Annotated in this window: 16 protein-coding genes and 1 tRNA gene; 8 read left to right on the forward strand and 9 right to left on the reverse strand. The window is 72.6% G+C overall.

Annotation, left to right across the window (positions count from 1 at the left end):
* Positions 1-46: 46 nt before the first annotated feature.
* A tRNA-Thr gene (locus tag ACGFNF_RS09220) sits at positions 47-123 on the reverse strand.
* 331 nt (positions 124-454) lie between these two features.
* Here ACGFNF_RS09220 and ACGFNF_RS09225 point away from each other — a divergent pair.
* Positions 455-1546: a sn-glycerol-3-phosphate ABC transporter ATP-binding protein UgpC gene (locus ACGFNF_RS09225; protein ID WP_357578607.1), complete on the forward strand. Its 1092-nt coding sequence runs from the start codon at positions 455-457 to the stop codon at positions 1544-1546.
* 126 nt (positions 1547-1672) lie between these two features.
* Here the strand turns inward: ACGFNF_RS09225 and rlmB are convergent, their stop codons facing one another.
* Entirely contained in the window at positions 1673-2806 is a 1134-nt protein-coding gene (rlmB, locus tag ACGFNF_RS09230) for a 23S rRNA (guanosine(2251)-2'-O)-methyltransferase RlmB (protein WP_151455305.1), read from the reverse strand.
* The gene (cysS, locus tag ACGFNF_RS09235; RefSeq protein ID WP_357578608.1) at positions 2806-4221 is read right to left on the reverse strand and encodes a cysteine--tRNA ligase; all 1416 of its coding nucleotides are present in this window, start codon (positions 4219-4221) and stop codon (positions 2806-2808) included. The genes rlmB and cysS overlap by 1 nt, the downstream gene beginning before the upstream one ends.
* A gap of 63 nt (positions 4222-4284) precedes the next feature.
* Between cysS and ACGFNF_RS09240 the strand changes: the two genes are divergently transcribed.
* Complete coding sequence (locus ACGFNF_RS09240; protein ID WP_393166794.1) at positions 4285-4932, forward strand: IclR family transcriptional regulator; 648 nt, start codon at positions 4285-4287, stop codon at positions 4930-4932.
* A 217-nt stretch (positions 4933-5149) separates the two neighbouring features.
* On the forward strand, positions 5150-6262 hold the full coding sequence (locus ACGFNF_RS09245; RefSeq protein WP_357578610.1) for a hypothetical protein: 1113 nt from the start codon (positions 5150-5152) through the stop codon (positions 6260-6262).
* A 98-nt stretch (positions 6263-6360) separates the two neighbouring features.
* On the opposite strand, the gene ACGFNF_RS09250 is transcribed toward ACGFNF_RS09245, so the two are convergent.
* The gene (locus tag ACGFNF_RS09250) at positions 6361-8049 is read right to left on the reverse strand and encodes a S8 family serine peptidase (RefSeq protein WP_357578611.1); all 1689 of its coding nucleotides are present in this window, start codon (positions 8047-8049) and stop codon (positions 6361-6363) included.
* A 134-nt stretch (positions 8050-8183) separates the two neighbouring features.
* Positions 8184-9146, reverse strand: coding sequence for an EamA family transporter (locus tag ACGFNF_RS09255; RefSeq protein WP_357578612.1), 963 nt, complete (start codon positions 9144-9146; stop codon positions 8184-8186).
* Positions 9147-9221: 75 nt separating this feature from the next.
* Here ACGFNF_RS09255 and ACGFNF_RS09260 point away from each other — a divergent pair, with 75 nt between their 5' ends.
* Positions 9222-9767: a CGNR zinc finger domain-containing protein gene (locus ACGFNF_RS09260; protein ID WP_357578613.1), complete on the forward strand. Its 546-nt coding sequence runs from the start codon at positions 9222-9224 to the stop codon at positions 9765-9767.
* Between the two features lie 264 nt (positions 9768-10031).
* On the opposite strand, the gene ACGFNF_RS09265 is transcribed toward ACGFNF_RS09260, so the two are convergent.
* The gene (locus ACGFNF_RS09265; protein WP_357578614.1) at positions 10032-11441 is read right to left on the reverse strand and encodes a class II fumarate hydratase; all 1410 of its coding nucleotides are present in this window, start codon (positions 11439-11441) and stop codon (positions 10032-10034) included.
* Between the two features lie 153 nt (positions 11442-11594).
* Here ACGFNF_RS09265 and ACGFNF_RS09270 point away from each other — a divergent pair, with 153 nt between their 5' ends.
* Positions 11595-13994: a hypothetical protein gene (locus ACGFNF_RS09270; protein WP_393166797.1), complete on the forward strand. Its 2400-nt coding sequence runs from the start codon at positions 11595-11597 to the stop codon at positions 13992-13994.
* A gap of 192 nt (positions 13995-14186) precedes the next feature.
* Complete coding sequence (locus ACGFNF_RS09275) at positions 14187-16004, forward strand: hypothetical protein (protein ID WP_393166799.1); 1818 nt, start codon at positions 14187-14189, stop codon at positions 16002-16004.
* A gap of 60 nt (positions 16005-16064) precedes the next feature.
* On the opposite strand, the gene ACGFNF_RS09280 is transcribed toward ACGFNF_RS09275, so the two are convergent.
* From ACGFNF_RS09280 to ACGFNF_RS09290, 3 genes are all read right to left on the reverse strand, one after another.
* Positions 16065-17732, reverse strand: coding sequence for a fumarate hydratase (locus ACGFNF_RS09280; RefSeq protein WP_132239915.1), 1668 nt, complete (start codon positions 17730-17732; stop codon positions 16065-16067).
* Positions 17733-17799: 67 nt separating this feature from the next.
* Complete coding sequence (locus tag ACGFNF_RS09285) at positions 17800-19224, reverse strand: PQQ-binding-like beta-propeller repeat protein (protein ID WP_357578617.1); 1425 nt, start codon at positions 19222-19224, stop codon at positions 17800-17802.
* 81 nt (positions 19225-19305) lie between these two features.
* Complete coding sequence (locus ACGFNF_RS09290) at positions 19306-19794, reverse strand: Lrp/AsnC family transcriptional regulator (RefSeq protein WP_132239914.1); 489 nt, start codon at positions 19792-19794, stop codon at positions 19306-19308.
* Positions 19795-19944: 150 nt separating this feature from the next.
* Between ACGFNF_RS09290 and hppD the strand changes: the two genes are divergently transcribed.
* Positions 19945-21150 carry a 4-hydroxyphenylpyruvate dioxygenase gene (hppD, locus tag ACGFNF_RS09295; protein ID WP_357578618.1) on the forward strand — a complete coding sequence of 402 codons (1206 nt, stop codon included), beginning with the start codon at positions 19945-19947 and terminating at the stop codon, positions 21148-21150.
* Between the two features lie 113 nt (positions 21151-21263).
* The gene (locus tag ACGFNF_RS09300; protein ID WP_393166802.1) at positions 21264-21890 is read left to right on the forward strand and encodes an RDD family protein; all 627 of its coding nucleotides are present in this window, start codon (positions 21264-21266) and stop codon (positions 21888-21890) included.
* Positions 21891-21897: the final 7 nt, after the last annotated feature.

Consider the following 21897-nt stretch of genomic DNA (forward strand, 5'->3'; position numbering starts at 1 on the left):
TGGCGGGGGCGGGCCGGCCGCCCCGTCACAGAACGTCTGATGGAATTGGAGCCCCCGGCCGGGATCGAACCGGCGACATCTCGCTTACAAGGCGAGTGCTCTGGCCAGCTGAGCTACAGGGGCGTGTGGTGCCGACGCCAGCATAGCGACTGACGTCCGGATTTCCGCCGCGGCAGGCCCCCCGACCACCGGAAACGTCTCCGCCCTCCTGCGGCGGACCGACATTGACGGTCGATTGATGTCCGCCCGTGCCCGAGTGACCGGAATGTCTATGCGGTCCGTCCCATCCCGTGCGCCCCGCCTTGGCAGGTGGCGGAAAGCCGTTTACCGTGCAGTGACACGGACGACATCTCGATCACCGAGAGGCTGCCCGTGGGCTGGCGCGTCCCGTGCCGGCCGCTCCTTCACTCGGATCGTCCGGCACGTTCCTGCCGGTGAAAGGAAGCACCCCACCATGGCTACGGTCACCTACTCCAAGGCGTCCCGGATCTACCCGGGCACGGAGCGTCCCGCCGTCAACCAGCTCGACCTGGAGATCGGCGACGGTGAGTTCCTCGTCCTGGTCGGCCCCTCCGGTTGCGGCAAGTCCACCAGCCTGCGCATGCTCGCCGGCCTGGAGGACGTCGACCAGGGCTCGATCCACATCGACGACCGGGACGTCACCCACCTGCCGCCGAAGGCCCGCGACATCGCGATGGTCTTCCAGAACTACGCCCTCTACCCGCACATGACGGTGTACGAGAACATGGCGTTCGCGCTCAAGCTGCGCAAGACCTCGAAGGCCGAGATCGACCGGCGGGTCAAGGAGGCGGCGGCGCTACTCCAGCTGGAGGAGTACCTCGGCCGCAAGCCGAAGGCCCTCTCCGGCGGTCAGCGCCAGCGGGTGGCCATGGGCCGGGCGATCGTCCGCGAGCCGCAGGTCTTCCTCATGGACGAGCCGCTGTCGAACCTCGACGCGAAGCTGCGTGTGCAGACCCGTACCCAGATCGCGTCGCTCCAGGCGAAGCTGGGCGTCACCACCGTCTACGTCACCCACGACCAGGTCGAGGCCATGACCATGGGTCACCGGGTGGCGGTCATGCTCGACGGCGAGCTCCAGCAGGTGGACACCCCGCGGGCGCTCTACGACACCCCGGCCAACGTCTTCGTCGCCGGCTTCATGGGCTCCCCCGCCATGAACATCAAGACCGTGCCGCTGAACGAGCGGGGCGCCGCCTTCGCCGACCTGCAGATCCCGCTCACCCGTGAGCAGGTCGAGGCGGCCCGCGCCGACGGCGGCGACAACAAGGTGACCGTCGGCTTCCGCCCCGAGGACTGCGACCTGGTCAGCCCGACCGAGGGCGGCATGCCCGTCGTCGTCGAACTGGTCGAGGACCTCGGCTCGGACGCCAACATCTACGGCCACGCCGCGCTCGAGGGCAGCAACGAGCGCTTCGTGGTCCGTACCGACCGGCGCACCATGCCGAACATGGGCGACACCGTGTTCGTCAAGCCGCGCGAGGGCCGCAGCCACGTCTTCAACGCGGGCACCGGCAACCGCATCTGACGTACGACGAGATGGGGGTGCCCGCCGACCGGCGGGCGCCCCCATCGTCGTCTCCGGCTATAGGCCCCCGGACAGGCGAAGGGGCGGCCCGCCATCGGCGGACCGCCCCTTCTCCGTGTCTGCGGATCAGCCCTCGGCGGCCCGGCGGCGCGCCACCTCGGCGAGGGTGACGGCCGCGGCGACGCTGGCGTTGAGCGACTCGACGTCGGAGACCATCGGGATGCTTACCGTCAGGTCGCAGGTCTCGCCGACCAGGCGGGAGAGCCCCCGGCCCTCGGAGCCGACGACCACGACCAGCGGGCCGACGGCGGCCTCCAGGTCGTAGAGGTCGGTCTCGCCGTCGGCGTCCAGGCCCACCACCAGGAAGCCGGCGTCCTGACAGGCCTTCAGCGACCGGGTCAGGTTGGTCACCTGGGCGACCGGCACCCGCGCCGCCGCGCCGGCACTGGTCCGCCAGGCGGTCGCGGTGATCCCGGCAGCCCGCCGCTCCGGTACGAAGACACCCTGCGCGCCGAAGGCGGCGGCGGACCGGATCACCGCGCCGAGGTTGCGCGGGTCGGTCACCCCGTCCAGCGCCACCAGCAGCGGGGCGGTCTGCTCCAGCGCCGCCGCGACGAGGTCCTCGAAGGGCTCGTACGCGAACGCCGGCACCTGGAGCCCGATGCCCTGGTGCAGCACGCCGCCGGTCATCCGGTCCAGCTCGGCCCGGCTGACCTCCAGGATCGCGATGCCCCGGTCGGCGGCCGTCCGGACGATCTCGTTGATCCGGTCGTCGGCGTCGATGCCCTGCGCGGTGTAGAGCGCGGTCGCCGGCACCTGGGCGCGCAGTGACTCCAGCACCGGGTTGCGCCCGACCAGCAGCTCCGGCGTGTCCTTGGACGGGTTGGACTTGCGGCCCGGCGCGACCCGGGGGCCGCCACGACCGGTGGGCCTGGCGCCCCGACCGCCCGTACCGCGCCCGCCGCCGGTCGGCACGCCCCGGCCACCGCCCTTGCCCCAGGTGGTGTCCTTGCTGCCCGGCTGGCCGATCTTGGGGGCGCGCCCCTCCTCGGCCGCCGCCCGGCGCTCCTTGTCCTGCTTCCAGGCGGTGCGCTGGGGCAGCTTCTCGGTGCCCGAGTAGGCCTTGTGCCAGGGCCGCTCGTCGGCGGGCAGGGTCTTGCCCCGCCCGGCGAGGGAGTCCTTGTTCTTGCCACCGGAGCCCTTCGGGGCTCCCGCCTTCGGCGTCAGACGCCGGCCACGGCGCTGCGAGTTGCCGGCCATCAGTCCTGCTCTCCAATAGTCCAACGGGGGCCCTGGGGGGTGTCCTCGACCACCACGCCGGCCTGCTTGAGCTGGTCGCGTACGGCGTCCGCGGCGGCCCAGTCCTTGCGACCGCGGGCCTGTGCGCGCTGCTCCAGGGCCAGCGCGACCAGCGAGTCCACCACGCCGCGCAGGTCGTCCGTGCGGCCGCCACCGGTCCACGCCGGGTCGAGGGGGTCGACCCCGAGGATATCCAGCATGGCGCGCGCGGAGGCCAGCGCCGTGCGGACGGTCACATCGTCGCCGCCGGTCAGCGCGGTGTTGCCGTCGCGGACCACCTCGTGCAGGACCGCGAACGCGGCGGAGGTGTTCAGATCGTCGTCCATGGCCGCCGCGAACGCACCAGGCAGCTCGCCAAGCTGGCCGGCGCCGACGCGCTCGACGGCCCGCTGCACGAAGCCCTCGATCCGGCGGTACGCGACGGCGGCCTCACGCAGCGCGTCCTCCGAGTAGTCGATCCGGGACCGGTAGTGCGCGGCGGCGTAGTAGTAACGCAGCTCCACCGGGCGCACCCCGAGCGAGTCGACGTACGTCAGGTCGAGGGCGTTGCCGAGCGACTTGCCCATCTTGGCGCCGCCGATGCTGAGCAGCCCGTGGTGCACCCAGTAGCGGGCGAACGGCAGGCCGGCGGCCTGCGACTGGGCGATCTCGTTCTCGTGGTGGGGGAAGGTGAGGTCCAGTCCGCCGCCGTGGATGTCGAACTCGGCCCCGAGGTAGCGCCGGCACATCGCCGAGCACTCGATGTGCCAGCCCGGCCGGCCCCGCCCCCACGGCGACGGCCAGTAGGCGTCCGCCGGCTCGTCGGGCTTGGCGCCCTTCCACAGCGCGAAGTCGCGCGGGTCGCGCTTGCCCCGGTCGGGCGCGTCCCCGGCGGACTGCATCGCGTCCGGCGACTGCCCCGACAGGGAGCCGTAGGCCGGCCAGGAGCAGACGTCGAAGTAGACGTCGCCGGAGTCGTCGGTGGCCGGGTAGGCGTGCCCGTCGGCGATCAGCTTGGCGATCAGCTCGTGCATCTCCGGGATGTGCCCGGTGGCCCGCGGCTCGTACGTCGGGGGCAGCACGTTGAGCGCCCGGTAGGACTCGGCCAGGACCAGCTCGTTGGCGTACGCGATCGACCAGAAGGGCTGACCCCGCTCCATGGCCTTGACCAGGATCTTGTCGTCGATGTCGGTCACGTTGCGGATGAAGGTGACCTCGTAGCCGGCGGCGAGCAGCCAGCGGCGCAGCACGTCGTAGTTGACGCCGGAGCGAAGGTGACCGATGTGCGGCGGGGCCTGGAGGGTGAGACCACACAGGTAGACCCCCACCTTGCCGGCTTCCCGCGGGACGAAGTCCCGCACCGATCGGGTGGCGGTGTCATACAGGCGTAGCGTCACCGTACAAGGGTAGCCGTCCCCGCATTCCTGGGTTGTCCGGAGCCGGGTCGTACGCTGCTGGGCGTGGATACGACGGCGCGGGGCGGGGAGACGGCGCAGACGCTGGACCGGGGGCTGCGGCTGCTGCACCTCGTCGCCGACGCGCCGGGCGGGCTGACCGTCACCGAGGCGGCGAACCGGTTGGGCATCGGCCGGGCGGCGGTGTACCGGCTGGTCGGCGCGCTCGCCGCGCACGGCATGCTGCGCCGCGACGGCGAGGGCCGGCTGCGCCTCGGCGCCGGGGTGCTGCACCTGGCCCGGCGGGCCCAGCCGCTGCTCGCCGAGGGGGCGCTGCCCGCGTTACGCCGCCTCGCGGAGCAGGCCGGCGCGACCGCCCACCTGACCGTGGTCGAGGGTGGCGAGGGGGTCGCGCTCGTCGTGGTCGAGCCGAGCTGGACGTCGTTCCACGTCGCGTACCGGACGGGGGCGCGGCACCCGCTGGAGCGCGGGGCGGCCGGGCGGGCCATCCTCGCCGGCCGGGCGGGCGCCGCCGGCCCGGTGAGCACCGCCGGGGAGTTGCAATCCGGGGCGTACGGCGTGGCCGCCCCGGTGCTCGGCGTGCCGGGCCTGGAGGCGAGCGTCGGGGTGGTGGCGCTGGCCCCGCTGGACGCCGAGGTGGTCGGCGCGCAGGTCCTCACCGCCGCCACCGCCATCGCCACCGCCCTCTCCTGAGCCGTCACTCTGTCCTGAGCCGCCGCCCTGTCCTGAGCCGCCGCCCTGTTCGGAGCCACCGGCCCTTTCCGAACCGTCGCCCGTCCTCGGGCGCGGACGGGTGCTCTACCACATCCGCGCCCCGCCGTGCCGGTTGTCCACAGTCGGCATTGACCGGGGTGGCCCCGGTTGTCCACAGGGCTGTCGGGCGGGGCCGGACGGCGGGCACGCTGCCCACATGCCACCTCCACCGCACCGTCCCGGCGTACTGGCCTGGCAGGTCTTCCGCGGCTCAGACGCGATCCGACAGGCACTGGTCACCGAGCACCAGCTGCGCAGTTCGGCCTGGCTGCGCCTGCGCCACGACGTCTACGCCGACGCCCGGCTGGACCGGGACCACGCCCTCGCCTGCCGGGCCGCCGCCCTGCGGCTGCCGCCCGAGGCGGTCGTCGCCGGCCCTTCGGCGGCCTACCTGCACGGCGTCGAGCACGCCGCCTCCTTCGCCGACGACGTGCACGTCCTCGTCCCCAGGGCGATGCGCCTCGGCCCGCAGCGGGGCCTGCGCGTGCACTCCACGGGCCCGGCCACGTCGCCGTCGTACGCGTCCGCCCGGTCCCGAGGGACGGGCTGCGGTCCGGGCACGGCGGTCGGCCAGCCCGCTGGAAGCCTGGGCGCCGCGGTCCGCCAGCCCGCCGTCCGCCGGGACGTCCCGGTCAGCCCGGGCGCTGGAAGCCTGGGCACGGCTGTCCGTCAGCACGCGGGCGGCAGCCGGCGCACCGCGGTCCGCCCGTCCCCGGGCGGCCTGCGGGTGGCGGACCTGCGGACCGCCGGCGTGCCGGTCGCCACGGACCCGACCTCGGCGGCGTGGGAGACGGCGGTCTGGTTGGAACCGCTCCGTGCGGTCGGCATCGTCGACTCGCTGCTCCGGCAGGGATCGACCAGCCGCGAGGCACTCGCCGACGTCGCCGACCGCAACGCCGACCGGCCCGGCGGCCGCCGGGCGCGCTGGGTGTTCGGGTTGGCGGATCCGGGCGCCCGGTCGCCGGCCGAGTCCGAGCTGCGGGTGCGGCTGGTGCTGTCCGGGCTGCCGCGCCCCACCGCCCGGCACCCCGTCCGGGTCGCCTCCGGGCTGGTGCTGCACGCCGACCTGGCGTGGCCGGCGTACCGCGTCGCCGTCGCTCAGGACGGGCAGCACGCCGAGGCCGGCGGCGGGCACCTCGACCGGATCGCCACGCTGGTCGGTGCCGGCTGGCTCGTGCTGCCCGTGACCGGCAGGCGACTGCGCCAGGACTTTCCCGGTGTCCTGCGCGAGGTTCGCGCCGCGCTCGGGGCCCGGGGCTGGCGCCAGTGACCGGGGCGCTCCCGCCACCGTCCGGCGGGTCGGCCGCCCACCGCCGGACATGCGAGGGGCCCGGCCGAACGAGTCGGCCGGGCCCCTGCCGTCCACCCCTACGGGCGGGCGTTGGGCTTGAGCGGGGTCTTCACCGCCGCGTACGCGTCGACGATGCCGTAACCGTAGAAGCCGTTGAAGTTCAGCCCTCCGGCGCAGTAGGCGTCGAACTCGGCGTCCCGGCCCTCGTTGGCGTACGACTGCAGGCGCGGCTCCGGGCAGGCGTGCTCGGCCGCCGTCCGGTAGAGGTGCTGCTCCACCAGCTTCGGCGCCATGCCGAAGCCGCCGTGCCGCTCCTTCTTGCCGTGCTTGCTGACGATCAGCGCGGCGACGCCGGAGGCGTGCGGGGCCGCCATGGAGGTGCCCTGAAGGTAGGTGTAGTACCCGCACTCACCGTTGGCCTTGCACTCCTTGAAGACCGTCTCCTCGAACCCGGCGACGATGTTGCCGTCCGCGTCGACCGAGCCCTCCTCCTGGAGCACCTTCTTCGGGTACGTCGAGAGGATCATGTTGGCGTCGGTGCGGAAGGTGTCCGTGCCGAAGCCGTCACGGAACCAGCCGCCGGGGGCCGCCACGGCGGTCTGCTCGGTGCCGTAGTTCGAGAAGTCCGACTTCTTGCCCGACGGCCCGACCGCCGACACGCTGATCACGTTGGGGCCCTCGGTGGGCAGGTCCCAGCAGCTGTCGTTGTCGATCTCGCGGGGGTAGGGCGCGGTGTCGCCGTAGTCCGGGCTCGACACGTCGGTACGCGGGGCGCCCAGGTCCTCGTGGTTGTTGCCCAGCGCGCCGACCAGCGTGACGCCCCGGTCGTGGGCGAAGTTCAGCGCCCGCTTCATGGCCTTGATGGTGGCCCGCTGCTCGGCCTGGTCCTCCGGGGAGTCGGCCGGGTTGGCGGTGCAGTTGTAGAGCCAGGGGTCGACGTAGAAGGACATGTTGACCACATCCAGGCCGACCTTGCCGGCGTGCAGCAGGCTGTTGACCACCGGCTCCAGGAAGAAGTAGCCGGAGTCCTGGCCGCCCTTGAGCTCGACCAGGGAGATGTTCGGGGCGACGCCGGAGAGGCCGAAGCCGTTGGCGGCGGCGCCGATCGTGCCGGCCACGTGGGTGCCGTGCCCGCCGTCGTCGGTGCCGACCGGGTCGAGGCAGCTCGCCACCTCGCACGGGCCGTCGACGTCCACCATGTCCGGGGCGAAGTTGCGGGACAGCGCCCAGTTGAAGTTCGGCGCGATGTCGGGGTTGCTGGCGTCGACGCCGGTGTCCAGCACGCCGACGGTGACCCGGCGGTCGCCCGGCTCGACCTTGCGGGCCTGGTCCGCCCGGATCATCTCCAGGCCCCAGAGCTTGTCGTCCAGCGGATCCATCTTCTTGCCACGCTTGGCGCCCGCGCCCTTGGCCGCGGCGGCGGCCAGCAGGTGCTCCTGCTCGACCCGGTCCAGCTTGGGCTTGCGGCCGATGGCCTTCTGCTCGGTGGCGCCGATCAGCGCGGTCGCGGCGGTGGCCTTCGCCGCGAAGTCGGCCCGGTCGCTGGTCACCCGGAACATGCCGACGTCGTCGGAGCGGGAGACCACCGTGCCGCCGGCCGACCGGATGGCGGCGATCGCGGCGTCCGCCGAGACGCCGTCCTCGGCGACGACGGTGAAGGTACGGGCACTGCTCGGCTCGGCGCTGGCCGGCACGCTCATGCCGGTCACCGCAAGTGCCAGTGCCGTCGCGGACGCGACGGCACCGGCGGTGAAGCGCTTGCTCACCACATCGGATCCTCTCGTTGAGGGACGTGGCAGCCATCAGACAACACCGCGGCACTTTCCGCCACAGCAAGGTCGGGCTGTGGCGCGAATCTGTCTTTCATCCGTGGTGGGCGCCGTCGGACGGCCCGTTCGAGTCACGGCAGGGCGGGCTCGGCGACCTGCGGCCGCGGGTCGTCGGCACGGGGAGCGCGCAGCTCGTCGACGCGTACCAGGGCGACACCGGCGACGATCAGAGCGCCGCCGAGCAGTTGCACCACGGTGGGCAGTTCGCCCAGCACCAGCCAGGCGATCAGCACGGCGAACATCACCTCGGTCAGCCCGACGAACGACGACAGCCGGGCGCCGAGGATCCGGGTGCCGGCGATCCCGGCGAGGTACGCGACGACGGCGGCGACCAGCGACAGGCCGATCACCGGCACCAGCCAACTGGTGCGCTGCCCGGCGAAGGTGACCTCGCCGAGGGACACCCGCAGCGGCAGCGCGCCGACGGCGCCGAGCAGCAGCAGGACGGCGGCCCCGACGGCCATGCCGCCGCTGGCCATGGCCACTGAGGGCAGCTCCTCGTCGACCCGTCCGGCGAGCACGAAGTAGCCGGCGAGGCCGACCGCCGCCCCCAGCCCCCAGAGCACGCCCACCGGGTCGAGCCCGCCGGCGCCGGTCAGGTCCAGGACGAAGAACAGGCCGGCGAGGGCCGCCACCGAGCCGACGACGGTCAGCCGGCGGGGACGCTGCCGGTGGACCAGCCACATCCAGCCCACCACGAGCACGATCCCGAGGTACTCCAGCAGCAGCGCGACGCCGACCGGCAGGTAGCGGACCGCGTTGAAGAAGCAGACCTGTGCCGTGGCGACCCCGAGCAGCCCGAACACGCCGATCGCGGCGAGGTTGCGGCGCAGCACGCCCCATTTGCCGCGCAGGGACAGCACGGCCGGGACCGCCACGACCAGCGCGGCGACGCCGACCCGGGCGGCCACGGCGGCTTCGGCCGACCAGCCGGCGTCGATGAGGGACCGGGCGAACGTGCCGGACGTGGCGAAGGTGACGGCGGAGAGCAGGGCGAGGCCGAGACCGAGCCCGGCGGCGGGTGGTTGACGCATCGATCCACTCCCACTGTCATGAGTAAACTGCCACTATGCTCATGACGCTAGGCGGGCGCCACGACAGGAGTCAAGTTGCTCTTCACCCATGACACGGAATGCTCCCTGACTGCCGTGGCCGCGCTGGTCAACACCGACGGCCGCGCCGGTGAGGGCCTGCCCGACGTCGCCGCCCTGGACGCCTTCTTCGTCGCCCACACCTACAGCGGGCGGCACGAGCACAGCGAGGACGAACTGCGGGCGGTACGCGACCTCCGACCCCGGCTGCGCCGCGTCTGGTACGCCGACACCGAGGGGATCGTCGCCATCGTCAACGGGCTGCTGCGCGAGAACGACGCGCTGCCCCAGCTCATCACGCATGACGACGAGCCGTACCACATCCACGCCGTGCCGCGTGACGCGCCGCTGGCGACCCGGATGGCAGTCGAGGCCGCGATGGCGCTGGCGGATCTCGTACGCACCGGCGAGCTGCGCCGGCTGCGGATCTGCGACCACCCGGACTGCGAGAACGTGCTGGTCGACCTGTCGAAGAACCGGTCCCGACGGTTCTGCGACGCGGGCTGCGGCAACCGCGCCGCCGTCACCGCCTACCGTGCCCGCAAGACCGCCAGCCGGAACTGAGCCGACCACGCGCACCGCCGGCACTGCGCCCCCCGGCGCCCACCGGAAGTGTTTCCATGCCTGTCGAGCTGCCCCATCTGTGCGACCGGGCGGACCTGGCGCCACTGGCCGGTGCGGACACCGGCCGTCGCGCGTCACCAAGGCGCAAGACGGACAACTGGTCCCATGCACAAGGCAGCTCGACAGTGATGCGACGCCCAGCCTCAGGCCGAGCCGAGCCGAGCCAGGCCAGGCCAGGCCGAGCCAGGTCCAGCCGGGCCAGGTTCAGGGGTGGGTCATCCGGAGCAGGTCGAGTGCCTCGTCGAGCTGGGTCTCGCTCAGCTTGCCTGAGTCGACGTGCCCCCGGGAGACGACCACCTCGCGGATCGAGACCTGCTTGGCCAGCGCCTCCTTGGCGATGGAGGCGGCCTCGTCGTACCCGAGGTAACGGTTGAGCGGGGTGACGATCGACGGCGAGCCCTCCGCGTACGCCAGGCAGACCTCGGCGTCCGCGACCAGGCCGACCACCAGTCGGTCGGCGAAGAGCCGGCTCGACGCGGCGAGCAGGCGGACCGACTCCAGCAGGTTGCGGCCCATCACGGGGAGCATGACGTTCAGCTCGAAGTCGCCCTGGGAGCCGGCGAACCCGACGGCGGCGTCGTTGCCGATCACCTGGGCGCAGACCTGCCGCACCGCCTCGGCGACCACCGGGTTGACCTTGCCCGGCATGATCGACGAGCCGGGCTGGAGGTCGGGGATGCGCAGCTCGCGCAGGCCGGCGCGGGGGCCGGAGCCCATCCAGCGGATGTCGTTGGCGATCTTGTAGAGACCGACGGCGACCGTACGCAGCTGCCCGGAGGTCTCCACCAGCGCGTCCCGGGCGCCCTGCGCCTCGAAGTGGTTGCGCGCCTCGGTCAGCGGCAGCCCGGTCGAGCCACGCAGCTTCTCGATGACCTTCGCGGCGAAGCCGAGCGGGGTGTTGATGCCGGTGCCCACCGCCGTGCCGCCCAGCGGCAGCTCGGCCAGCCGGGGCAGCGCCCCCTCCAGCCGCTCGATGCCGTAGCGGACCTGGGCGGCGTACCCGCCGAACTCCTGTCCGAGGGTGACCGGGGTGGCGTCCATCAGGTGCGTACGCCCGGCCTTCACCACGGTCTCGAACTCCGCCGCCTTGCCCTCTAGCGCCTCCGCCAGGTGGGCCAGCGCGGGCAGCAGGTCCCGCGCGACCGCCTCGGTGGCGGCCAGGTGGATCGAGGACGGGAAGACGTCGTTGCTGGACTGCGAGGCGTTCACGTCGTCGTTCGGGTGCACGTCCCGGCCCAGCTCCCGGCTGGCCAGCGTGGCGATGACCTCGTTGGTGTTCATGTTCGACGACGTGCCGGAACCGGTCTGGAACACGTCGATCGGGAACTGGTCGTCGTAGCCGCCCTCGGCCACGTGCGCGGCGGCGGCGGCGATGGCTGCGGCCACGTTCGCGTCGATCACGCCCAACTCGCCGTTGACCTCGGCCGCCGCCCCCTTGATCTGGGCCAGCGCCCGGATCTGGGTCGGCTCGATGCCCCGGCCGGAGATCGGGAAGTTCTGCACCGCGCGCTGGGTCTGCGCCCGCCACAGCGCCTCGGCGGGCACCTCCACCTCGCCCATCGAGTCGCGTTCGATCCGGTAACCCGTCGCCTCTGGAGTCGTCACGCGTACCATCCTGCCGCCTCGACGAGGGACTCGCAGATGATCGCCCAGTCCAGCCCGGCCGAAAGTCTGGCGCCCGGCGTCGACTCATCGATTTAAACTCACGAAAATTTTGCCTCTTCGATGGAGGACTCCGACTTGCACGACAACGGGGGTACCACCGGCGTGCCCGCCGCACGCCAACGGCGCGTTGCGCGCCGACTCCTGGCCACCGGCCTCGCCACCCTGCTCGCCGCCACCGGCGCGTTGGCCGTCACCGCACAGCCCGCCTCGGCCGGCTCCACCTTCCTCCGGCCCACCAGCGTCGCCGTCACGGACGCCGAGCGCCCCACCGGTACGTTCCCCTCCACCGACGGCACCGTGCCGGTCGGCACGTGGAAGGACCCGGACGGCGACCGGCACACGTCCCGGGCGTACTTCACCTTCGACCTGACCCGGTACCACGGGCAGCGCATCATCAGCGCCCGCGCCATCACCGGCGAGCACTCGGTCAACAACTGCGACAAGCCACGACAGCTGGAACTGTGGCGGACCGACACCCCCGCCACCCCGCCGACGTGGAAGGACGCGCCGACCGCCCGGGCGAAGATCGCCGATCTGAGCCTGCCGGAGGCGCCCTGCCCCTGGAGCTACCTTTCCAGGCTGATCACCGAGACCGTCGCCACGGCGGTCACCGGACAGCAGGACACCCTGACCCTCATGATCCGGGTCGGCGACGCGGAGGAGTCCCTCCACTACGGGCGGCGGATCACCAACCTCGGCCTTGCGCTGGAGCACAACGCCACTCCGGACGCGCCCGGCAAGCTGAGCGTCGGCGGCGTCGCCTGCACGGAGGCCACCTTCGTCGGCACCACCACGCCCGAGCTCCAGGCCGAACTGACCGACCCGGACGTCAACGAGACCGGCGGCGGCGACCAGGTGACGGCGACCTTCGCCTGGTGGCCGGTGGACCGGCCCACCGAGCGGACCGAATACACGTGGCCCAGCTCGATGTACGCGCCCGCCCGGTTCCGGTACGTCGTACCGCAGGGGCAACTGGTCGACGGCGGACATTACGCCTTCGCCGTCCGCGCGGCCGACCAGTACGGGGACACCTCGGCCTGGTCGCCGGAGTGCTGGTTCACGGTCGACACCCGCAAGCCGGCGGAGCCGACGGTCGTCTCGACGGACTTCCCGCGCTACCCGGAACAGTCCGTCAGCGGGCCGAACGTCCCCGGTCGGTTCACCCTGGGCGCCAACGGCTCCGACGATGTCGTCCGCTACCAGTACTGGGGTTACGACGGATCCGGGCAGGTCGCCGCCGACGGGCTCGGCGGCGGCGCCACCTTCACCTACATCCCGAAGCGTTCCGGTCCGCACCGGATCGAGGTGTACAGCGTGGACCGCACCGGCAACCGGTCCACCACGGTCAGCTACGAGTTCTGGGTCCGGGACACCGCGCCCCGGATCACCGACGGCAACCCCGAGGGTCGGCTGGGCCAGCCACGGGAGATCACCTTCTCGCCGATGATGGCGGGCGTCACCGAGTACGTGTGGTGGTTCAACGGCGAGGAGCACACCGTCGCGGCCGACGCCGACGGCGTCGCCAGGGTGACGGTGACCCCCACCGAGATCCAGAACACGCTGCGGGTGCGCAGCCGCACCAGCGGCGGCGTGCCCTCCGGCGACGCGCAGTACGCCTTCCACGTCCGGACGTCGCCGTTCGTCACCTCCCCGAACTGGCCGGACAACGGGTGGCCCGGTACGCCGGCGGGCACCGAGGGGACCTTCGTGTTCCGGCCGGCGATGGACGACGTCGTCGAGTACGTCTACAGCTTCGACGGCGGCGACCCGCAGACCGTGGCGGCCGGCCCGGACGGCAGCGCGACGATCACCTACACCCCGCGCGACGTGTCGAATCAGACCCTCGAGGTGTTCAGCCGGACCGGAGCCGGGGTGCAGTCGGAATCCACCTACTACGCGTTCCACGCGGCCTCCGTCGCCCCCGGGGTGGATTCGCAGGTGTACCCGCGGAACCTGACCGGTGGCGGGCCCGGGGTCCCGGGCACGTTCACCTTCACGCCGCACGCCGGCACGAGCGGGGTCACCTCGTACGTCTACCGGTTCGCGGACGAGCCGGAGCGGACGGTCGAGGCCGGCGCCGACGGCACCGCCACCGTGGAGTGGACGCCACGGAGCGTCGACAGCGGGTTCGGTGGCTGGGTCCATCTCCAGGTGCGGGCCAGGACGGCCGGCGGGATCGTCACGGACGCCCAGTACTACTCGTTCCGGGTCGACCCGAAGAGCCCGCTGGTCACCTCGGACGTGTTCGGCCCCCAGGGCGGGGCGGTGGTCGGCCAGACCGGCGAGTTCGTGTTCACCAGCCAACTGGCCGGCAGCACCGAGTTCGTCTACTCCATCGACAGCGGCCCGGAACGCACCGTCGCGGTCGGCGCGGACGGCACGGCCAGGGTGACGTGGACGGCGGACTCGCCCTACAGCCACAACATGACCGTCCGGAGCCGGACGGCGACCGGGGTGGTCTCCGGCGAGGCGTACTACGGCATCTGGATCGACTGGAGCTGACCACGGGAACGTCGAGGGGGCGTCGGGCGGCAGGCCCGGCGCCCCCTTCGCGTACGCGGCAGGGACCGGCCGGCGCACGGAGTCGGTCGAAAGTCGGGCGCCGGCACCGGGACCAGGCACTTAAGATCGTGGAAGTACTCGCACTCCATCGGAGGGTCTTCCACCTTGCACGGACAACGGGGTTCCACCGGCGTGCCCGCCGTACGCCGTCGGCGCGCTCCGCGCCGGTTCCTCACCACGGGGCTCACCGCGCTGCTGACCGCCACCGGGGCGGTCGTCGTCACCGCCCAGCCCGCCGCCGCCGCACCGGTCCGCTGGGTCCTGCCGACGAGCGTGAGCTACACGGACGCGCGGCAGCAGGGCGCGGCCTTCACCGCCACCGAGGCGGACGTCCCGGTCGGCACCCTGGTGACCGCCGGGGTCAAGCACACGACCAGGGCCTACCTCACGTTCGACCTGACGCCCTACCGGGGCAAGGAGATCATCGACGCCACGTTGCGCACCGGGGAGTCGGCGGTCGCGGACTGCGACCGGCCGCGCGAGCTGGAACTGTGGCGCACGGACTCGCCGGCGGCCGCGCCGACCTGGGACGACGCGCCGACCGTACGGGAGAAGGTCGGCGACCTCGGTCCCACCGCGCCCTGCCCGGCCGCCCACCTCGAACTGCCGCTCACGCGGACCGTGCAGCAGGCGGTCGACGCCGGGCGGGACTCGCTCACGCTGATGATCCGGGTCCCCGGGGACCACGAGGAGAACAAGCACCACGGCCGGCGGCTGCGGATACCGGGCATCTCGCTGACCGCGAACGCCGCCCCCGACGTGCCGGGTGCCCTCACCGTCGCCGGTCGGGCCTGCGGCGGTGACCAGGTGGTCGGCACCGCCACGCCGACCATCTCGGCCGAGGTCACCGACCCGGATGCGGCACCGTCGAACGCCGAGCCGGTGACCGCCACCTTCGCCTGGTGGCCGGTGACCGATCCGACCAGGCGGACCGAGTCGACATCCCCGGCCAAGGCCGCCGGGTCGATCTTCCAGTACACGGTGCCCGCCGACGCGATGGTCGACGGCGGCAGCTACGCCTTCGCGGTCCGCGCGGCCGACCAGCACGCCAGCTCCGCCTGGTCGGCGGAGTGCCGGTTCACGGTCGACACCACCAGCCCCGCCCAGCCGACGGTCAGCTCCACCGACTACCCGGCCGACGACGGCTGGTACGGCGGCCCCGGCATCCCGGGCCAGTTCACCTTCTCGGCCGGCGGCGACACCGACACGGTGCGATTCCGCTACAGCATATCCGGGCAGCCGGCGACCGACGTGGCGGCCGACGTCCCGGGCAGCTCGGCGACCGTCACCATCACGCCGGACCGGGACGGGCCGAGGACGCTCACCGTCGAGGCGATCGACCTCGCGGGCAACCGCTCCCCCGCCACGAGCTACGTGTTCCGGGTGCGCACCACCAGCCCGACGATCACCGACGCCAACCCGACGGCCGGGTACGGCCAGCCGCGCACCCTGACGTTCGCGCCCCGCATGGAGGACGTCATCGAGTACACGTACCGGCTCGACGACGGGCCGGAGCAGACCGTGCCGGCGGCCGCCGACGGCACGGCCACCGTCACGATCACGCCGGCGAAGCCGGGCTACACCACCGTGTACGTGCGCAGCCGGACGGCCGGCGACCTGCCGTCCGGCGAGGGCACCTACCGGTTCCACCTGGCGACCAAGCCCACGGTCAGCTCGGTCGAGTACCCGATCAACAAGTTCCAGGGGGCGGTCGCCGGCACGCCGGGGACGTTCGTCTTCCAGGCCGGCATGCCCGGGGTGACGGAGTTCGTCTACTCCCTCGACGGCCGCCCGGCCGAGACGGTCGCGGCGGGCGCCGACGGGTCGGCGTCGGTGGCTTACACCCCCATGACCGCCGGAATCCGCCGGGTCACCGTCTACACGCGGACCGGCGACGGGACCGTGTCGGAGACCTTCAGCGGCACGTTCTACGTCAGCCGGGCGAGCTGACGTAGGAAGACGACGAGGGGCGCCGGGCCACTGCCCGGCGCCCCTTCGCGTACGCGTGGATCAGCGGCGACCGACCGTCAGCACCGGCTTGGTGACCTCGGCGAAGAAGTCGTTGCCCTTGTCGTCGACCACGATGAAGGCCGGGAAGTCCTCGACCTCGATCTTCCAGACCGCCTCCATGCCCAGCTCCGCGTATTCCAGGACCTCGACGTGCTTGATGCAGTCCTGCGCGAGCCGGGCGGCCGGGCCGCCGATCGAGCCGAGGTAGAAGCCGCCGTGCTGCTGGCAGGAGCGGGTGACCTGGGCGGACCGGTTGCCCTTGGCGAGCATGACCTGCGAGCCGCCCGCGGCCTGGAACTTCTCCACGTACGCGTCCATCCGACCGGCGGTGGTCGGACCGAACGAGCCGGACGCGTAGCCCTCCGGGGTCTTGGCCGGGCCGGCGTAGTAGACCGCGTGGTCGCGCAGGTACTGCGGCATCGGCTCGCCGGCGTCCAGCCGCTCCGCGATCTTGGCGTGCGCGATGTCGCGGGCCACCACGAGCGGGCCGGTCAGCGACAACCGGGTCTTCACCGGGTACTTCGACAGCTCGGCGCGGATCTCGTCCATCGGCCGGTTGAGGTCGACACGGACCACCTCGGACGCGTCGAGGGTCTCGTCGGTGACGTCGGGCAGGAAGCGCGCCGGGTCGGTCTCGAGCCGCTCCAGCCACACGCCCGACGGGGTGATCTTGGCGACCGCCTGCCGGTCGGCGGAGCAGGAGACGGCGATCGCCACCGGGCACGAGGCGCCGTGCCGGGGCAGCCGGACCACCCGCACGTCGTGGCAGAAGTAGCGCCCGCCGAACTGCGCGCCGATGCCGAAGTTGCGGGTCAGCTCCAGCACCTCCGCCTCCAACTCCAGGTCCCGGAAGCCGTGCGCGCTCATCGAGCCGGAGGTGGGCAGCGCGTCGAGGTACTTGGCGCTGGCGTACTTGGCGGTCTTCAGCGCGTACTCGGCGGAGGTGCCGCCGATGACGATGGCGAGGTGGTACGGCGGGCAGGCGGCGGTGCCGATCAGCCGCAGCTTCTCCTCCAGGAACTGCATCATCCGCGTGGGGTTCAGCAGCGCCTTGGTCTCCTGGTAGAGGTACGACTTGTTGGCCGAGCCGCCGCCCTTGGCCATGAAGAGGAACTTGTACGCGTCGGGCTGCCCGTCCGGATCCTCCGCATAGAGCTCGACCTGGGCCGGCAGGTTGCTGCCGGTGTTGCGCTCCTCCCACATGGTCAGCGGGGCGAGCTGCGAGTAGCGCAGGTTGAGCCGGGTGTAGGCCTGGTAGACGCCGCGCGAGACGGCCTCGGCGTCGCTGCCGTCGGTGAGCACGTGCCGGCCGCGCTTGCCCATCACGATGGCGGTGCCGGTGTCCTGGCACATCGGCAGCACGCCGCCGGCCGCGATGTTGGCGTTGCGCAGCAGGTCGAGCGCGACGAACCGGTCGTTCGGCGAGGCCGCCGGATCGTCGATGATCGCCCGCAGCTGGGCCAGGTGCGCGGGGCGCAGGTAGTGCGCGATGTCGTGCATCGCCTCGGCGGTCAGCGCGGTGAGCGCGGTCGGCTCCACGGTGAGGAACCGGCGACCCCCTGGCCCGTTGACGACGTCGACGCCCTCGTCGGTGACCAGGCGGTATTCCGTCTGGTCAGGGCCGGTCGGCAGCAAGGGAGCGTACGAGAACGCGGCGGCACTGCTCATGAGCGGAAAGCCTAGGGCAGAAGGGTCGATCAGTCCCACCCGCCGGGTGGGTCCTGGGACGACGCTCTCACCCGGGGCAGAGCTCCCGCTTCGGGCCGCAGGTGTCCTCCGGCCCGGGTACGCCCGCCGTGCCGCCGGGACCGGGTACGCCGCCGTCGCGCGGCGGGACGGGGGCGCCCGGCACCCCGCCGAAGCGGACGTAGCCGATCTCCCGCCCCTCGCCGATGATCATGCCCCTCGGGCCGACCGCGAGGGCGTTCGCGGAGCTGCGCAGGCTCGCCAGTTCCCGCCCGGTACGCGGGTCCAGCGCCACCAGCCGGGACGGCTTCTCGTCGGCGATCACGGCCGCGTACGGGGTGAGCGCCGCGCCGGCCTTCGGCCCGGTCGGACGGGTCCACCGGACCCGCCCGGCGCCCAACTCCCGGCCGACCACCGCGCGCTTGTCGGCCGGCCGGACCAGGGCGTACCGGTCGTCGACCGCGAGCAGCTTCTCCCCGGCGGAGGTGACCAGCAGCAGCCGTCCGTCGTAGCCGTCGAGGACCGCCTCGCGGGCGTCCGGGGCCACCCCGATCAGCACGTTGCGCGCGCCGTGCGGGTCCTCCCGCTGCACGCAGCCGGCGTTGTCGGCGGTCCGCAGGTTGATCCCGGCCCGCTGCCACGTCTCCTGGCCGGTCGCCGCGTCCCGGCCGGAGATGGCGAAGTAGCAGGTGCCGTCCTGGGAGCGGGCGGTGATCCGCAGCAGCCGGCCGCCGACCACCGACAGCCGTTCGTCCCGGCCGGGCTCGACGTCCTGGAGCACCCGCCCGGTGGCGGTGTCGAGGACGTGCACCCGGCCGTCGATGGGGAAGCCGAGCAGCGGCGGTACGGGCTCCGGGCCGGCCACCCCGTCGTCGATGCGGACGGCGTCGAGCCGGCGGGTGTCGAGCAGCCCCGGGTTGTCGCCGAGCAGCCCGCTGCGCACCCCGGGCACGAAGGCCGTCCAGAGCGGGGCGGTGCCGCGCGCGTCCCAGGCGCTGACCGTGCAGTCGGTGGCCTCGACGCAGCGGGCGTCGAGCAACATGTTGCGGTACGTCCAGACGGCCACCGCGTCGCCGTTGCGCCGCCGGGTGGCGCCGGTCGTCGGGTCCAGCACCTCGTAGCCCTTGACCAGCAGCTTGCCCACCACGACGACGGAGTCCCGGTCGCCGCCGGCCACCGCGGCCCAGTCGGCCTTGCGCTCCCACAGCTGGGCGCCGGTGGCCAGGCTGCGCGCCTCCACGCGGGTGCGCTGCTCGACCACGACGGTCTCGCCGGCGATTGTCACGCTGCGCGGGGTGCCGCCGACGCGCTGCTGCCAGACCACGTCCGGCTCGGAGATGGGCTGGCTCCGGTTCACCCAGTCCCACATCCCGGGGAACGGGTTCCACACTCCGGTCGCGGCGAGCGCGACGACGACGACGAGCGCGAGCAGCAGCCCGCCACGCCACCCCCCGAGGCCGCCCGCCTTCGCCACACGCACACGGTAGCGACGACCGCCGCGCCGCCGCCGTCCCGCGCCGCCGTGTCGCCGCCCTTTCTCGCGCGCCCCGGGTGCTCAGCGTTGGGCGGCGGAGCGGATCAGGGGGAGGGTGCGGTAGGTGATCTGTTCGGCCAGGGCGATGATCGTCGAGGCGCGGCGGATGCCCTCGTACGAGACGATCTGGTCGATCACCCGCTGGAGGTCGGTGTTCGATCGGGCCACGATCCGGCAGAGCAGGTCGCTGGAGCCGGTGATGGTGTGCGCCTCCAGCACCTCCGGGATCGCGGCCAGGTGCGCGGCGACCAGGTCGTGCCCGTCCCGCTGGCTGATCTCCAGGGTGACGAAGCTGGTCACCCCGAACCCGATCGCCGCCGGGGAGATCTCCGGCCCGAAGCCCGAGATGACGCCCCGCTCGACGAGCTTGTCCAGCCGGGCCTGCACGGTGCCCCGGGCGACCCCGAGGCGCCGGGAGCACTCCAGCACCCCGATCCGCGGTTCCTCGGCGAGCAGTTCGATCAACCGCGCGTCGAGGGCGTCGAGCTGTACACCCTGTCCAGCACTCATGGCAGATCACCCTACTGAATGCGCAACCTGACCAGGCTTGGGCGCGACAGTTGCCCAGTGCGGCACTTCCCCGCGATCCTCGCCACAGCACCACCGCACACGACCGACGGCGGCGGCCACGGGGCCGACCGGAACTTGAGGGAGACCGCGATGACCCAGGCGATCGACCGACCCCAGGCGACCGACGACGTCGACGTCGACGTGCTCGTCGGCGCCGTCGACCACGACATCAGCCGCGACCCGTTCCCGGTCAAGGGCCTCGACCACGTGCACTTCCTGGTGGGCAACGCCAAGCAGGCCGCGCACTACTACTCCACCGCGTTCGGCATGACCTGCGTGGCGTACCGGGGCCCCGAGCAGGGCTACCGGGACCACGCCCAGTACGTGCTGACCAGCGGCTCGGCGCGGTTCGTGCTGACCGGCGCGGTCCGCCCGGACGCCCCGGGCGCCGAGCACGTGACCAGGCACAGCGACGGCGTCTCCGACATCGCGCTGGAGGTGCCGGACGTCGACGCCGCGTACGCGCACGCGACCGCGCAGGGCGCCACCGGCCTGACCGAGCCGCACGACGTCAGCGACGAGCACGGCACCGTCCGGATGGCCTCCATCGCCGCGTACGGCGACACGGCGCACACGCTTGTCGACCGCTCCCGCTACACCGGCCCGTTCCTGCCCGGCTTCGTGGCCCGCAAGCCGATCGTGGACCGGCAGCCGATGATCGACGCCGGCCTCCAGCCGAAGCGCTTCTTCCAGGCCGTCGACCACGTGGTCGGCAACGTCGAGCTCGGCCGGATGGACGAGTGGGTCGAGTTCTACAAGCGCGTCATGGGCTTCTCGAACATGGCCGAGTTCATCGGCGACGACATCGCCACCGACTACTCGGCGCTGATGAGCAAGGTCGTCGCGAACGGCACCCGCAAGGTGAAGTTCCCGCTCAACGAGCCGGCGATCGCCCGCAAGAAGTCGCAGATCGACGAGTACCTGGAGTTCTACCGGGGCCCGGGCGCCCAGCACATCGCCGTGGCCACCAACGACATCCTGGCCAGCGTCGACGCCATGCGCGCCGCCGGCGTCGAGTTCCTCGACACCCCGGACTCGTACTACGACGACCCGGAGCTGCGCGCCCGGATCGGCCAGGTGCGGGTGCCGATCGAGGAGCTGAAGGCCCGCAAGATCCTGGTGGACCGGGACGAGGACGGCTACCTGCTCCAGATCTTCACCAAGCCGGTGCAGGACCGCCCGACGGTCTTCTTCGAGCTGATCGAGCGGCACGGCTCGCTCGGCTTCGGCAAGGGCAACTTCAAGGCGCTCTTCGAGGCGATCGAGCGGGAGCAGGAAGCGCGCGGCAACCTGTAACACTGACGAGCGTGACGCAGCCTCCGACGTACCCGACGCCGCCGGCCGGTGGGCCTCCGCCCGCCGCCGGCGGCTTCGCGCCGCCTTCCGGTCCCTCCAGTCAGGGGTACGCGGTGCCACCGCAACACGCCCCGTCGCCCGGTCAGGTCCCGCCCCCGGGCTGGACCCCGCCGCCCCCGGGCTGGGCCGGGCCGCCCCGTCCGGCCCCGGCGCTCGGGCCGGGCGGCCAGCCGCTCGCCAGCTTCGGGGACCGGCTGCTCGCCGCGCTGATCGACGCCGCGCTGAGCACGGCGGTGGCGATGGTGCTCTTCCTGCCGCCGTTCCTGATCGTGATCTGGAACATGATGGACGACCTGACCCGGACCAACCCGGACGGCACCCTCGCCGATCCCGACCCCACGTCGTTCCTGACCGACTTCATGCTGCCGATCCTGCTGCTCGAACTGGGCCTGATGGTGGTCATGCTCGGGCTCTACTGGCTCTACCACGTGGAGTACATGAAGCGCACCGGGCAGACGTACGGCAAGCGGGTGATGAAGCTGCGGGTCGTGCCGCTCGACCCGGCCGCCACGCTGGACCGGCGGATGGCTGGCAAGCGGTACGCCGTGCAGTACGTCGCCGCCATGTTCCTGCCCGGCCTCAGCTACCTCGACGGGCTCTGGCAGTTGTGGGACAAGCCCTGGCAGCAGTGCCTCCACGACAAGTTCGCCGGCACCGTCGTCGTTAAGGTGTCTGCGTGAGCGAGCG

Source organism: Micromonospora sp. NPDC048868 (assembly GCF_043198195.1).
Classification (GTDB): Bacteria; Actinomycetota; Actinomycetes; order Mycobacteriales; family Micromonosporaceae; genus Micromonospora; species Micromonospora reichwaldensis.